The organism is Kitasatospora sp. NPDC001309 (assembly GCF_042896295.1).
Classification (GTDB): Bacteria; Actinomycetota; Actinomycetes; order Streptomycetales; family Streptomycetaceae; genus Kitasatospora.
Genome location: NZ_JBIAXC010000053.1, coordinates 1 through 13358, shown reverse-complemented (window position 1 = coordinate 13358; position 13358 = coordinate 1). Strand labels below are relative to the sequence as shown.

General features: G+C 72.3%; 11 protein-coding genes. 5 read left to right on the top strand and 6 right to left on the bottom strand.

The features are described 5' to 3' along the window. The first annotated feature begins 37 nt into the window (after positions 1 to 37). Positions 38 to 925, top strand: a complete 888-nt coding sequence (locus ACFY2K_RS36405) for a LysR family transcriptional regulator (RefSeq protein WP_387716952.1) — start codon at positions 38 to 40, stop codon at positions 923 to 925. A gap of 77 nt (positions 926 to 1002) precedes the next feature. Here ACFY2K_RS36405 and ACFY2K_RS36400 read toward each other — a convergent pair whose 3' ends face one another. The 5 genes from ACFY2K_RS36400 to ACFY2K_RS36380 form a co-directional block, all read right to left on the bottom strand. Beyond that, on the bottom strand, positions 1003 to 2685 hold the full coding sequence (locus tag ACFY2K_RS36400) for an alpha/beta hydrolase (RefSeq protein WP_387716950.1): 1683 nt from the start codon (positions 2683 to 2685) through the stop codon (positions 1003 to 1005). 3 nt (positions 2686 to 2688) lie between these two features. Continuing rightward, the gene (locus tag ACFY2K_RS36395) at positions 2689 to 3096 is read right to left on the bottom strand and encodes a hypothetical protein (RefSeq protein WP_380521625.1); all 408 of its coding nucleotides are present in this window, start codon (positions 3094 to 3096) and stop codon (positions 2689 to 2691) included. A 173-nt stretch (positions 3097 to 3269) separates the two neighbouring features. Beyond that, the gene (locus ACFY2K_RS36390) at positions 3270 to 3797 is read right to left on the bottom strand and encodes a hypothetical protein (RefSeq protein ID WP_380521623.1); all 528 of its coding nucleotides are present in this window, start codon (positions 3795 to 3797) and stop codon (positions 3270 to 3272) included. Continuing rightward, the gene (locus ACFY2K_RS36385; RefSeq protein ID WP_380521621.1) at positions 3794 to 5485 is read right to left on the bottom strand and encodes an alpha/beta hydrolase; all 1692 of its coding nucleotides are present in this window, start codon (positions 5483 to 5485) and stop codon (positions 3794 to 3796) included. Before ACFY2K_RS36385 ends, ACFY2K_RS36390 begins: the two co-directional genes overlap by 4 nt. 2 nt (positions 5486 to 5487) lie before the next feature. Then, a complete protein-coding gene (locus tag ACFY2K_RS36380) occupies positions 5488 to 5895 on the bottom strand; it encodes a hypothetical protein (RefSeq protein WP_375883598.1) in 408 nt (135 codons plus the stop codon). Between the two features lie 238 nt (positions 5896 to 6133). On the opposite strand from ACFY2K_RS36380, the gene ACFY2K_RS36375 reads away from it, so the two are divergent. The 3 genes from ACFY2K_RS36375 to ACFY2K_RS36365 all read left to right on the top strand — a co-directional run bounded on the left by ACFY2K_RS36375 (position 6134) and on the right by ACFY2K_RS36365 (position 10541). Next, positions 6134 to 6595 (top strand): DUF6153 family protein, encoded by a 462-nt coding sequence (locus tag ACFY2K_RS36375; RefSeq protein WP_387716947.1) that lies wholly within the window; start codon positions 6134 to 6136, stop codon positions 6593 to 6595. A gap of 118 nt (positions 6596 to 6713) precedes the next feature. Then, positions 6714 to 8312, top strand: coding sequence for a multicopper oxidase family protein (locus ACFY2K_RS36370; RefSeq protein ID WP_380590149.1), 1599 nt, complete (start codon positions 6714 to 6716; stop codon positions 8310 to 8312). Positions 8313 to 8606: 294 nt separating this feature from the next. After that, the gene (locus ACFY2K_RS36365) at positions 8607 to 10541 is read left to right on the top strand and encodes an amino acid transporter (RefSeq protein WP_380521614.1); all 1935 of its coding nucleotides are present in this window, start codon (positions 8607 to 8609) and stop codon (positions 10539 to 10541) included. A 101-nt stretch (positions 10542 to 10642) separates the two neighbouring features. On the opposite strand, the gene ACFY2K_RS36360 is transcribed toward ACFY2K_RS36365, so the two are convergent. After that, the gene (locus tag ACFY2K_RS36360; RefSeq protein ID WP_380521612.1) at positions 10643 to 11356 is read right to left on the bottom strand and encodes a transglycosylase family protein; all 714 of its coding nucleotides are present in this window, start codon (positions 11354 to 11356) and stop codon (positions 10643 to 10645) included. Between the two features lie 328 nt (positions 11357 to 11684). Here ACFY2K_RS36360 and ACFY2K_RS36355 point away from each other — a divergent pair, with 328 nt between their 5' ends. Continuing rightward, positions 11685 to 13250 carry a purple acid phosphatase family protein gene (locus tag ACFY2K_RS36355; protein ID WP_375883610.1) on the top strand — a complete coding sequence of 522 codons (1566 nt, stop codon included), beginning with the start codon at positions 11685 to 11687 and terminating at the stop codon, positions 13248 to 13250. Positions 13251 to 13358 lie beyond the last annotated feature (108 nt).

Here is a 13358-nt window from a genome sequence, read left to right as displayed (position 1 = left end):
TGCCCCGGACGTAAAACTGAAGCTCAGGAGCCCACTGATGGACCTCAACCTGCTGCGGGCGCTGGACGCCCTGCTCCAGGAGAACAGCGTGACCCGGGCCGCCGAGCGGCTCGGCACCTCGCCGGCGGCGGCGAGCCGGATGCTGGCCCGGCTGCGCCGCGCGGTCGGCGACCCGCTGCTGGTGCGGGCCGGGCAGGGGCTGGTGCCGACCCCGCGGGCGCTGGAACTGCGGGAGGAGGTGGCGGAGTTGCTGCGGGGCTGTGACAACGTGCTGCGGCCCGGGGCGGGTTTCGACCCGGTCCACCTGGAGCGGACCTTCACGGTGCAGAGCACGGACGCGGTGCTGGTCCGGGCGGCCGGCCGGCTGACCGGGCGGATCCGGGCCGAGGCCCCGGGCGTGGACGTGCTGTTCCTGCCGGAGTCGCTGGAGGGCGGACCGGGCCTGCGTCAGGGGCGGGTGGACGTCGAGGTCGGCGTGCTGGGGCAGTTGGACCCGGAGATCCGCACCCGGCCGCTGGTGACGGCGCCGGTGGCCGGCGTGGCGCGGGCCGGGCACCCGCTGTTCGACGGGCGGATCACCGCCCGGCGGTTCGCCGCCGCCGACCACATCGGCGTCTCGCGGCGCGGCAAGCGGCTCGGGCCGATCGACGCGGCGCTGGCCGAGCGCGGCCTGCGCCGCCGGGTCGCGGTGGTGGTGCCCAGCCACACCGCCGCGATGCTGCTGGCCCGGGACTCCGACCTGGTGACGCTCGGGGCCGCGGACTGGCTGCCGGAGGCCTTCGAGGCGCTGGGCCTGCGCACCTTCCCGATCCCGCTCGAACTCCCGCCGTTGGAAATGGGGATGGCCTGGCACCCGCGCAACTCGGCCGATCCTGCCCACCGTTGGTTCCGTGCGCACCTGGCGGCGGCCGTGCGGCAGGAGTAGCGGCAGGAGCAGGGACGGCGGCAGGGGCCGCACCCGGTGTGAACGGCTGCGGCCCCGGACCGCCGAGGAGGCGGCCGCTACGTGCCCGCGATGACCCGCCCCATCGCGGCCAGCGTCGGCGAGCCGTTGTTCCAGTAGTCGGAGTGCCCGGCCTTGGGGTCGACCGGCATGACGTTCGCGCCGAAGTCGGACACGGTGGTCTGGCGGCCGTGGATCAGGTGGTGGTCGTCGTCGTCGACGAAGGGCAGGTTGCTCACCGTGTTGTCCCAGACGTTCTGCGCCATTCCGCCGGGGTCGATGGCGGCGGCCATGCCGATCATGTCGGACGGGCTCTGCGCCGCGTACACGTGGGACGGGTCGATGCGGAGGTCCTTGGCGGAGTCGACGCCGGCGCCGGGGCTGGCGATCAGGACGACGTTGTCGACCGGGAGCCCGTGGTCCTTCATGGTGTAGCCGATGGTCGTGGTGCCGTAGCTGTGCCCGAGGATCGTGTTGTTGCCGATGGTCCCGTTGTGGGTGGCGTGCAATCCGTTCTCGAAGCCGACCAGCTTCTTCTCCGCGTCCTTCGCGTACTGGTCGTCCGTGGCATCGGCGAGGGACTGCGGGGCGTCGTAGCCGATCCAGGTGATCGAGGAGGTGGTCTTCCCGGTGCCGGCGGCGTTGGCCGCAGCGACCATGGCGTCCGAGCGCTCGATGTCGCTGCCGATGTGTCCGAGCCGCGCTCCGGTGCCGGGGACGTACGTCGAGACGTTGTCGGCGGTGTCCGGGTTGCCGCTCGCGACGATGGCGTGGCCGCGACCGGCGTTGTCGTAGCCGAGCAGGTAGGTCTGCGGATGGTTGGCGTCGACGGGGACCTTCATCCGGTCCTCGATCGCCTTGATGCCGTTCAGCTGGTCGACGAGCCCGTCGTGCTCCTGCTTCCAGAGCTTGTGGTCCGGGGGCTCGACGGCGCCGTACGGCGTGCCCACCACCGAGTCGGGCTCCGGGCCGAGGGCGTCGAGCCGCTGCTGGAGGTCGGCGTGCGTCTTGGCGAGGGTGATCCGGTTGGCCTGGTCGCGGCCGGTGGCGGGGATGCCGTCGAGGTTGCCGATCTGCTCCGGGTGGGTGAGGGCCATCATCCGCTGCTGCTCGTCGGTCAGGCTGTCCCACCAGGCCTTGACGCTGTTGGGGTCGGTGCCCGCGGCGGGGACCTGGTGGAGCGCGTTCGCGGCGGCCGTGTCGTTCTTCGCGACGGTGGAGTCGAGTCCGGTCGCGTTGGTCGCGTTGGTGGTGAGGTGGGCGAGTCGGCTGCTGATCGTCCGGTCCGCGTGGTCGGCCTCGGTGAGGGCGGCGGTGATCCGGCTCTGGATGTCCTTGGCCAGGGTGTCGGCGTCCGTGCCCGCGAAGTTGGGGGAGTTGGGGTCCTTGTCCCAGGTGATCCCGCCGTCGGGGGCGACGGTCAGCTTGTGGGCCTTGGCGTCGTTGAGGGCGTTGGACAGGTGGGTCTGGGCGGCGACGAAGGCCTCGGAGGCGTCCTGGAGGGCCCGGCTGATGAGCCCGATCTCCTGTTGGGCGGCCTGGAGTTCGTCGTGCAGCGTCTGCATCCGGGTCTGGGCGTGGCCGCCGGCCGTCCCGGTCCACTCGGATCGGGTCAGCCGGTCGACGACCTCGTGCTGCCAGTTCTCCACGTGCTGTCCGAAGGCGGTGGAGAGGGTGTCGAAGGCGCCCTTGGCGGTGGCGAGGTTGCCGAAGTCGGCGCCGTTCAGCGTCTTGATGTCCATCGGCTACTCCACCGCCTTCGCACTGCGCGGTCCCACCGGGCCGGGGATGACGACGGTGTCGAACGGGTCGGGCTCCTTGGTGGTCGGGACCGGGGTGTCCGGGTGGATCATGTTGGTGTGGATGTCCTGCTCGACCTGCCGGTAGTAGGCCGCCGAGGTGCCGAGCTTGGTGCCGAAGTCGCCCATGTCGCCGCCGAGCCTGTCCAGCAGGGTCTTCCAGCTGCTGCCGCAGGTGGTCAACGCGGCGGCGGTGAGCCAGCCTTGCAGGGTGCCGGCGGCCTGGCTGCACGGATCGGTGATCTTCGCGGTCTCGCCGGGTATGAGACCGCCGATGTGTTGCGCGCTCTGTCCGCAGCCGTCCAGCTCGGACGGTTTGACCTTGAACGCCAAACCCGCATCGGGTTCTGCCATGTCTTCGTTCCCCCGTCAGTTCCGGACCGGTGGCCGGACGGGTCGCCGGGCCGGTCCGAGCGACAACTGACGACGCATGCTAGCGGATCGTCGAGAACGGAAAAGGGGTTCGACCGGGGCGTGTGCGAAGGGGCCGCACCTCGGTAAAGGTGCGGCCCCGAAGGGGAGTTGGGCTACTTGGCCGGCGTGCCGTCGGGCCAGACGCAGGGCGAGCCGACCTGGAGGGTGAGGTCGTGGCCGGAGTCGGAGGTTCCGTTCAGGATCGCGAGGAACTGGTTCTGCGGGTTCCTCAGCCGGATCCGGTCGATGTGGGAGCCCGTCGGCTCCGGCACGGCCTGGAAGCCCTGTCCGGTCAGGTAGTCGCGGAAGGCGGTCACCGTCCTGGCTTTGGCGTCCGACGGCACGTCACCGAGGTCGCGGACCCGGCTGGTCTGCTTCCGGCCGTGCGGGCCGATGTCGTTGGCGTCGCACTCCAGATCGCTGAACGCGGGCGGCGAGGACACCGGCTGGACCGGCAGTCGGGCCTGGACGGCGGCGAGGTAGCCGTCGATCTGCGTCTTCGCCTGGTCCAGGGTGATGGTGGGCTGCGCGCGCTCCTGGAGGGTGTCGGCCCCGCAGGCGCTCAGGGCCGTGGCGGTGACCGCCAGGAGGGCCGCGGCGGTGACCCGCCCGATCAGCGGGACGGGTGCGGTGGCGGTCATGAGTTGGGCTTTCCGGCGATGACCTGGCCCATGGCGGCCAGGGTGGGTGAACCGTTGTTCCAGTAGTCGGAGTGGCCGGCGTCGGGGTCGACGGGCATCACGTTCGCACCGAACTGCGGGGCGGTGGTCTGCCGGCCGTACATCAGGTGGTGGTCGCCGTCGCCGAAGCCGAAGTCGGTCTTGATGTTGTCCCAGAGGTTGTCGCCCATCCCGCCGGGGTCGGTGGCGGCGGCCCAGCCGATCGCGTCGGCCGGGCTCTGCGCGGCGTACACGTGGGAGGGGTCGATCCGCAGGTCCTTGGCGTTCTCGACGCCGGCGCCGGGGCTGGCGATCAGGACGGCGTTGTCGACCGGGAGGCCGTGGTCGCGCATGGTGTACCCGACGACCGTGGTGCCGTAGCTGTGGGCCAGGATGGTGTTGTTCCCGATGGCCCCGTTGTGGGTGGCGTGCAGTCCGTTCTCGAAGCCGACCAGCTTGTCCTCCGCGTTCTTCGCGTAAGTGTCGTCCGCGGCCTCGGGGATGATGTTCTGGGGTGCGTCGTAGCCGACCCAGGTGATCGACGAGGTGGTCTTGCCGGTGCCCGCGGCGTTGGCGGAGGCGACCATCGCGTCCGAGCGGTTGATGTCGCTGTTGATGCTGCCGAGCCGGGCGCCGGTGCCGGGGACGTACGTCGACACGTTGTCGGCCGTGTCGGGGTTGTTGACCGCGACGATGGCGTGGCCCTTGCCGTTGGTGTCGAAGCCCATCAGGAAGGTCGGCGGGTGCTGGGCGTCGACGGGCGTGTTCAGCCGGCTCTCGATGGCGTTGATGCCGTTCATCTTGTCGGCCAGCTCGTCGTGCTTGTGCTGCCAGTCCGTGTAGGCGGGGTTCGGGCGGATGAACCTGCCGTTGCCCACGGTCGCCGGCGGCGCGGCGCCGAGCGCGTCGAGCTGGTGCTGGACGTCCTGCTTGCCGCGCGCCAGGTTGATCCGGTTGGCCTCGTCCCGGCCGGTGGCGGGGATGCCGTCGAGGTTGCCGATCTGGTCGGGGTGGTTGAGGACCATCCGGTGCTGCTGCTCGTCGGTCAGCCCGTTCCACCAGGCCTTGACGCTGTTCGGGTCGGTGCCGGCGGGAGGGATCTGGCCGAGGGCGTCCGCGGCGGCCTGGTCGGCCTTCGCGGTGGCGGAGTCCAGGCCGGTGCCGTTGCTCGCGTTGGTGGCGAGGTGGCCGAGCCGGGTGTTGATGGTCTGGTCGGCGTGGTCGGCCTCGTTGAGGGCGGCGGTGATCCGGGCCTGGATCTGCTTGGCCTGCGCCTCGGCGTCCGTGCCCGCGAAGTTGGGGGAGTTGGGGTCCTTCTCCCAGGTGATCCCACCGTCCGCGGCGACGGTCAGCTTGTGGGTCTTGGCGTCGTCCAGGGCGTTGATCAGGTGGGCCTGGGCGGCCGCGAAGCCGTCGTAGGCGTCCTGCAGGGCCCGGCTGACCAGGCCGAGTTCCTGCTTGGCGGCCTGGAGTTCGTTTCCCAGGTCCTGGATCCGGGTGTTGGCGTGCCCGGCGGCCGTCCCGGTCCACTCGGAGTGGTTCAGCCGGTCGACGACCTCGTGCTGCCAGTTCTCGATGTGCTGGCCGAAGGCGGTGGCCAGGGTGTCGAAGGCGTTCTTCGCGCCGGTGATGCCGATGACGTCGGCGTCGTGCAGGGTCTTGATGTCCATGGCTACTCGGCCGCCTTCGCGCTGCGCGGCTTGACCGGGCCGGGGACGACGGCGGTGTCGAAGGGGTCCGGCTCCGTGCCGTTCGAGGCGGGCGCGTTCGGGTTGCGCATGCTGTTGTGGGCGTTCTGCTCGGCCTGGCGGTAGTAGGTCGCCGAGGTGCCGAGCTTGGTGCCGACGTCGCCCATGTCGCCGCCGAGCTTGTCGAGCAGGGTCTTCCAGCTGGTGCTGCAACTGGTGATCGCGCCGGCGGTGAGGAAGCCCTTGAGGCCTCCGGCGGCCGTGTTGCACGGATCGGTGATCTTGGCGGTCTCGCCCGGTATCAGGCCGCCGATGTGCTGCGCGCTCTGCCCGCAACCGTCCAGCTCGCCCGGCTTGACCTTGAACTCCAGTCCCGCGTCAGGTACTGCCATCTCTTCGTTCCCCCGTCAGTTCCGGACCGCGGCGTCCTCCCGGCCCGGGATCGTGCGTAACTGCCGGGCATGTTAACGGATCTTGTACACGGAAAGTCCGCCGGAACCCGGGGGGATGTGGTATGGGCTCGAACGATCCGGTGGCGGCCCCCGGCGCACGGCCCGGTCGTAGCCCGGTCGCAGCTCGGGATACCCTGCGGGGGTAAGCGGACACGGTGGGGCGGACGGGAGGCGGGGCATGGCGCAGCAGCGGCCGTACGGCGCCCCGGTGCCCGGGGTGCTGCGCCTGCTGCTGCTCGCCGCGCTGCTGCTCGGCATCGTGACGATGCACACGCTCGGGCACCCGAGTGGTGGACACGGCGGGCACGGCGGGTCGGAGGGGCACGGGCCCCGGGTGGCGGTGGTCCAGCAGCTGCCGGACCACCATGGGCCGGCCGTCGATTCCGCGGCCGTCGAATCCGCGACTGCCGATTCCGCGACTGCTGATCCCGCGACCGCCGACGGCATGGACCCGATGACGGTCTGTCTCGCCGTGCTGGTCGGTTGGGGCGTGGTGCTGCTGGTCGTCGGCCCGCTGCTGCGCCGCAGCGGTGACGCCGCCGCCGAGGTGCGGGCCCGGCTGCTGCGGGCCGTCCGCGCACTGCCGCCGCCCGGGGGTGGGCGGCTCCTCCTCAGCAGACTGTCGGTGCTGCGTCAGTAGGCGTGCGCCCGCCGTCCTGTGCCCGCGCACGCGCCATCGCGCCTGCGCGCCCGCGCACGGAACGGCCGACGCGCCGTCCTGTACGTCCACACCACCCCTGTACGAGGTGCACTCCGCCATGCGCACACCCACCCGTCGTACCGTCCTCGGCGCCGCGCTCGCCGCCGCCGGGACCGGCCTGCTCACCGCCTGCTCCGCCGGTTCGGACCCGATGAGCGGCATGGACCACTCGTCCATGGACCGTTCCCCGATGACCGGCAGTGCCGCCCCCGCCGGCTTCGTCGCCCCGAACGGTCCCGAGGTCGCCGCCGCCGAGGCACGGCGCAAGCCCGGACCCGAGCGCAAGGTCGCGCTCACCGCCACCGAGACCACCCTCGACCTGGGCGGACGCACTGTCCGCAGCTGGGCCTACGGCGACCGCCTGCCCGGCCAGGAGGTGCGCGCCACCGTCGGCGACACCCTCGCCCTCACCCTCGCCAACCACCTGCCGCAGCCCACCTCGCTGCACTGGCACGGCCTCGCGCTGCGCAACGACATGGACGGCGTGCCGGGCCTGACCCAGGACCCCGTCCGGGCGGGGGCCTCCTTCGACTACCGCTTCGCCCTCTCCCACCCCGGCACCTACTGGTTCCACCCGCACTCCGGCGTCCAGCAGGACCGCGGCCTGTACGCCCCGCTGATCGTCGAGGACCCGAAGGAGCCGCTGCGCTACGACAGGGAGTGGGTGGTCGTCCTGGACGACTGGGTGGACGGGGTCGACGGCAGCACCCCGGACGCCGTCCTCGCCGAACTCGCCAAGGGCATGGGCGACATGGGCGGTACGGGTGGCATGGACCACTCGGGGCACGGCATGCCGGGCATGTCGGGCACCCCCGCCGCAGCCGACGGCCCGTCCCGGATGCTGATGGGCGCCACCAGCCCGCTGCTCGGCGGCGACGCGGGCGACGTCGCCTACCCCTTCCACCTGGTCAACGGCCGCCTGGCGACCGCCCCCGAGACCTTCACCGCCAAGCCCGGCGACCGGATCCGGCTCCGGCTGATCAACGCGGGCGGCGACACCGCCTACCGGGTCGCCCTCGGCGGCCACGAGCTGACCGTCACCCACACCGACGGCTTCCCGGTCGAACCGGCCACCACCCAGGCCCTGTTGCTCGGCATGGGCGAGCGCTACGACGTGCTGGTCACCGCCAAGGACGGCGCCTTCCCGCTGACCGCCCTGGCCGAGGGCAAGAACGCCGCCGCGCTGGCGGTGCTGCGCACCGGCGCCGGCGCCGCGCCGGACGCCTCGACCCGCCCCGCCGAACTGGACGGCCGGCTGCTGACCGCCGGGCAGTTGAGGGCCGATCCGGCCGTCCGGCTGCCGGACCGGGCGCCGGACCGCACGGTGGCGCTGGAGCTCACCGGCGGCATGGCCAGGGCCGACTGGGCGTTCAACGGCCGCAGGTACGACCCGGCGCAGCGCCACCCGGTCGCGGCCGGGGAGCGGGTGCGGCTGGAGTTCCGCAACAGCACCGCCATGTGGCACCCCGTCCACCTGCACGGACACAGCTTCGCGCTGGGCGTCGGCGGCCCCCGCAAGGACACCGCGATCGTGCTGCCGGGCACGACCCTGGCGGTGGACTTCGACGCCGACAACCCGGGTCTGTGGATGGTGCACTGCCACAACGTGTACCACGCGGAGACCGGCATGATGACGGTCCTCGGTTACCGGGCGTAACCCCGTCCGGTCCGTGAGACGCCGGGGCGGGGTGCTCCACCGCCCCGCCCCGGCGCCGGCCCCGACCCGCCGCGCCACCCGTTCCGACCTGCGCAGCCATGACGTTTTCTTAACGCGGGCCGATGACGTCTCCTTAACGGCTGTCGCATAGCCTGGCGCACTGCCGTCGCCCGACGGCGCTTTACGGGGTCTTTAAACAAGAGGTGCAAGGTGGTTTCGTCGGGTTCGACGGAGGCGACGACGGAGGCTCCGTCGTCGGCGCGAATACGGCTGCGCAGCTGGCTCCTGGAGGACATGTCCCCGGAGAAGGCCGCCAGGGACGCCGCCGCGAAGGCGCAGCAGGACGGCGCGGAGTCGGGGGACTCCGCCGCCGAGGCCGGTCACGCTGCGCACACGGGCCAGCCGTGGTGGCGCGTGATGTGCCTGACCGGTCTGGACTACTTCTCGACGCTCGGCTACCAGCCGGGCATCGCCGCGCTCGCGGCCGGACTGCTGTCGCCGATCGCCACGATCGTGCTGGTGCTGGTCACCCTGCTGGGCGCGCTGCCGGTCTACCGGCGGGTCGCCCAGGAGAGCCCGCGCGGTGAGGGCTCGATCGCGATGCTGGAGCGGCTGCTGTCGTTCTGGAAGGGCAAGCTGTTCGTCCTCGCGCTGCTCGGCTTCGCGGCGACGGACTTCATCATCACGATCACCCTCTCCGCCGCCGACGCCAGCGCCCACCTGGTCGAGAACCCGCATCTGACGGGCGCCCTCGGCGGCAAGCAGATGGTCATCACGCTGATCCTGGTCGCCCTGCTCGGTGCCGTCTTCCTCAAGGGCTTCGGCGAGGCGATCGGCCTGGCCGTGGGGCTGGTCGGGGTCTACCTGGCGCTCAACGTGGTGGTCGTGGCGGTCGGCATCTGGAAGATCGTCCAGGCGCCGCACGTCGTCACCGACTGGTCCAACGCGCTCACCACCCAGCACGGCAACGTGTTCGTGATGATCGGCGTCGCGCTCGTCGTCTTCCCGAAGCTCGCGCTCGGCATGTCCGGCTTCGAGACCGGCGTCGCCGTGATGCCGCACATCAAGGGCGACGCGGACGACACCGAGGCGAACCCGGTCGGCCGGATCCGCGGCACCCGCAAGTTGCTCACCACCGCCGCCGTGATCATGAGCAGCTTCCTGATCGCGACCAGCTTCATCTGCACCCTGCTCATCCCCGCCAAGGAGTTCGAGAGCGGCGGCCAGGCCAACGGCCGCGCCCTGGCCTTCCTGGCGCACGAGTACCTGGGCGGCGCCTTCGGCAGCGTCTACGACCTGTCGACCATCGCGATCCTTTGGTTCGCCGGCGCCTCCGCCATGGCGGGCATGCTCAACCTGCTGCCCCGCTACCTCCCGCGCTACGGCATGGCCCCGCACTGGGCCCGCGCCGTGCGCCCGATGGTGATCGTGCTGACCGTCGTCGGCTTCCTGATCACCTGGCTGTTCGACGCCAGCGTCGACGCCCAGGGCGGCGCCTACGCCACCGGTGTGCTGGTCCTGATCAGCTCGGCGGCCATCGCCGTCACCATCGCCGCGTACAAGAAGCGCCAGCGCGGCTGGACCGTCGCCTTCGGGGTCATCGCCGCGGTCTTCCTCTACACCACCGTGGTCAACACCATGGAGCGCCCGGACGGCGTCAAGATCGGCGCCTGCTTCATCGCCGGCATCATCCTGGTGTCGCTGCTCTCCCGCCTCAAGCGCGCCTTCGAGCTGCGCGTCACCGACGTGCTGCTGGACGAGACGGCCGAGCGGTTCATCCGCGACTACGCCCACCGCCCGCTGCGCCTGATCGCCAACGAGCCGACCAACCGGGACGTCGCCGAGTACCGCGACAAGATCCGGCAGATCCGCGCCGACAACGACATCCCCGGCGAGGACGACCTGGTCTTCGTCGAGGTGACCGTCCGGGACGCCTCGGACTTCGAGTCCGAGCTGACCGTCCGCGGCGAGGTGCTGCACAACCGGTACCGGGTGCTCACCCTGGAGAGCTCCAGCATCCCGAACGCGATCGCCGCCCTGGCGCTCACCGTCCGGGACCGCACCGGGCAGCGGCCGCACCTGTACTTCGAGTGGACCGAGGGGCACCCCTTCGCCCAGTTCCTGCGCTTCATCCTGTTCGGTCAGGGCGAGGTCGCGCCGGTCACCCGCGAGGTGCTGCGCGAGGCGGAGCCGGACCGGACGAAGCGTCCGCGGGTCCACGTCGGCTGACGCCGCCGCCCGCGCCACGGCCCGCCCGCTGCGCAACGGCCCGCCCGGTCCTCCAGGACCGGGCGGGCCGTCGGCGTTCAGGAGGGGGTCAGTTCAGGAGGTCAGGACGGGAGCCGCAGGACCAGGCCGGGCTGGATGAGGTCCGGGTCCTCGCCGACGGTGGCGCGGTTGAGCTCGTACAGCGCCGGCCAGCCACCGGGGACGCGCAGGGTGGCGGCGAGCTGGTCCAGGGTGTCGTCCTCGCGGACGGTCCACCGGCCGTCCACGGCCGAGCCGGGGGCGGGCGGCGGCAGGACGGCGTCGCGCCCGTGGTCGCGGGTGGCCTCGGCGGCCTCCTCGTCATGGGTCCGGTCGCCGGTCCGGTCCTGGGTCCGGCCACGGGCCTCGGCGCGGGCCTCGTCCCGGTCCGGGGCGGCGGTCCCGTGGGCGCGGCCGCCCAGGGCGTGGGAGCCGCAGACCGGCCAGGGGGAGAGGCCGCGCCGCTCGGCCAGGTGCTGGGCGACGGCCATCTGCTCCTCGCGGCTGGCGAGGTCGGGGCGCGGGGCGTAGGCCAGGCCGCCGTTCTCCCGCCAGGTGGACCGGTCGAACTGGAGGCCGCCGAAGTAGCCGTTGCCGGTGTTGATGTGCCAGTTGCCGCTGCTCTCGCAGTCCGCCACCCGCTCCCAGTCGTACCGGCCGCCGTCCGTCCTCCCGCCCGGGTCGGCCCCGCTGTCGCCGCCCGGGGGCGCGGCGTGGGCCGCGGGGGCGGCGAGGGCCACGGCGAGGGCGCAGAGCGCGGTGGGAACGAGGCGGCGGAGGCGCGCGGTGGGAGGCATGGGCGGCTCTCAGGTCCGGGGACAGGGCGTGCACCGCCCGGAGACGGCGCGTTCCAACCGACGCACGCCGAGCCGGGCGCGCCGCCGCCGACACGACCGGGAGGTCACCCGCTCGGCCGTCCCGCACCACCCCGGCGGCCCGCGGCCATCCGGCCGTACCCCCTGCCCGGGACCTCCGCGCGTACCCGGTTCCCGGAGGCCGGTCCGCCGGGCAGCTGGTCCGGACCAGCGTTCAACTGCCGTTCGCCGTCCGCACGGTTGATGGTGGTGCGGCCGTACCGTCCGACTGCGAGCCTCCTGGGCGTTTCTCGTAGCCCAGGAGGCGGCAGTGGCACATTCCCCGGCACAACCCTCGCGCAGAACGGTCCTCCGGACGGGGACGGTGGCCGGCGCGCTCGCCGCGCTGCCCGCGTCCACCCTGCTGTGGACCCAGCCGGCCGTCGCCGGCACCCCCGGACCGGAGCAGGTCCACCTCCAGTGGGGCAACGAGCCCTCCCGCGAGATGACCGTCTCCTGGGCGACCGGCGCCTCCGTGAAGCGCCCCCGGGTGCGGATCGGCACCCCGCGCGGCGGCGCCGGCCGCAGCGTCGACGCGAGCAGCCGCAGCTACGTCGACGGCCTCAACAAGGTGGAGACCTTCACCCACCACGCCCGCCTGGACGGGCTGCGCCCCGACACCACCTACGTGTACGAGGTGCTGCACGACGGGGCCCAGCCCGTCCGGGGCACCTTCCGCACCGCCCCCGCCCGCGGGCGCGCCGCCTTCCGCTTCACCAGCTTCGGCGACCTCGGCACCGGCGACAACGTGTTCGCGAAGTCCTCCATCCACGGCGCCGCCGCCGTCCGGCAGGTCGAACAGTTCAACCCGCTGTTCCACCTGCTCAACGGCGACCTCGCCTACGCCAACAACAACCCGCAGCTCCAGCCGCAGGCCTGGAACGCGTTCATGAACAACCTGTCCAAGTCCGCCGCCAACCGCCCCTGGATGCCCGCCCCCGGCAACCACGAGGTCGAGGCGGGCGGCGGCGACCTCGGGTACGCCTCGTACCTCACCCGCTTCGAACTGCCCGACAACGGCACCCGCGACCACTGCGGCAACTGGTACAGCTTCCAGGTCGGTTCGGTGCTGTTCGTCAGCCTGGACGGCAACGAGATCGCCGTCGAGGACGACGCCAGCCTCGACCCCGCCACCGGGCAGTCCATCTACATCAGCGGCTACAGCGAGGGCGCCCAACTCCGCTGGCTGGAGCGGGTCCTGTCGCGCGCCCGGCACGGCAGCGCGGTCGACTGGATCGTCGTCAACCTGCACCAGTTCGCGATGTCCTCCTCCGCGGCCAGCCACGGCGGCGACATGGGCATCCGGGAGCAGCTGCTGCCGCTGCTCGACCGCTACTCCGTCGACCTCGTCCTGGCCGGCCACGACCACGACTACGAGCGCACCCACCCCGTGCGCGGCACGGAGCCGGGCGGGCTGCTCACCCCCGCCGTCGTCGACGACGACCTGCGGCAGATCGACACCTCCGAGGGCACCGTCCACCTCATCCTCGGCGGCGGCGGCACCGCCGGCCACGACGACGTGTACCTCCCGCCCGACGCGGACGGCGTCCGCCAGGCCAGCGTCCGCACCCAGCGGCTCACCTTCAAGGCCGACCCGGACGCCAAGGAGAAGGCCCACTGGTCCGCGGTCACCGACCCGGACACCAAGTACCCGTACGGCGTCGCCGTCTTCGACGTCGACCCGGGCCGCTACCCCGGCGACCGCACCACCATCACCGTCTCCTACTACCACTCGGTGCCCGCCACCGCCGCCAACCCGCTGCCGACACCGGTGCTGTACGACCGGTTCACGCTGTACCGCGACCGCAGCGACGGCTGGTCCGACGACGACGAGTAGGCGGTAGTCGCCTGCACGCCGGGGGCTGGGGCCTGGTCCAGGACGTCACCGTCGGTTACGGCTACCGCCCCGGCCGGGCCGGCCTGTGGCTGCTCCTCGCCTGGGCCC

Bases quoted from the DNA above. Each gene is read 5' to 3' on its own strand.
- ACFY2K_RS36405 (WP_387716952.1), top strand. From the start codon at position 38: ATGGACCTCAACCTGCTGCGGGCGCTGGACGCCCTGCTCCAGGAGAAC.
- ACFY2K_RS36400 (WP_387716950.1), bottom strand. From the start codon at position 2,685: ATGGACATCAAGACGCTGAACGGCGCCGACTTCGGCAACCTCGCCACC.
- ACFY2K_RS36395 (WP_380521625.1), bottom strand. From the start codon at position 3,096: ATGGCAGAACCCGATGCGGGTTTGGCGTTCAAGGTCAAACCGTCCGAG.
- ACFY2K_RS36390 (WP_380521623.1), bottom strand. From the start codon at position 3,797: ATGACCGCCACCGCACCCGTCCCGCTGATCGGGCGGGTCACCGCCGCG.
- ACFY2K_RS36385 (WP_380521621.1), bottom strand. From the start codon at position 5,485: ATGGACATCAAGACCCTGCACGACGCCGACGTCATCGGCATCACCGGC.
- ACFY2K_RS36380 (WP_375883598.1), bottom strand. From the start codon at position 5,895: ATGGCAGTACCTGACGCGGGACTGGAGTTCAAGGTCAAGCCGGGCGAG.
- ACFY2K_RS36375 (WP_387716947.1), top strand. From the start codon at position 6,134: ATGGCGCAGCAGCGGCCGTACGGCGCCCCGGTGCCCGGGGTGCTGCGC.
- ACFY2K_RS36370 (WP_380590149.1), top strand. From the start codon at position 6,714: ATGCGCACACCCACCCGTCGTACCGTCCTCGGCGCCGCGCTCGCCGCC.
- ACFY2K_RS36365 (WP_380521614.1), top strand. From the start codon at position 8,607: ATGTCCCCGGAGAAGGCCGCCAGGGACGCCGCCGCGAAGGCGCAGCAG.
- ACFY2K_RS36360 (WP_380521612.1), bottom strand. From the start codon at position 11,356: ATGCCTCCCACCGCGCGCCTCCGCCGCCTCGTTCCCACCGCGCTCTGC.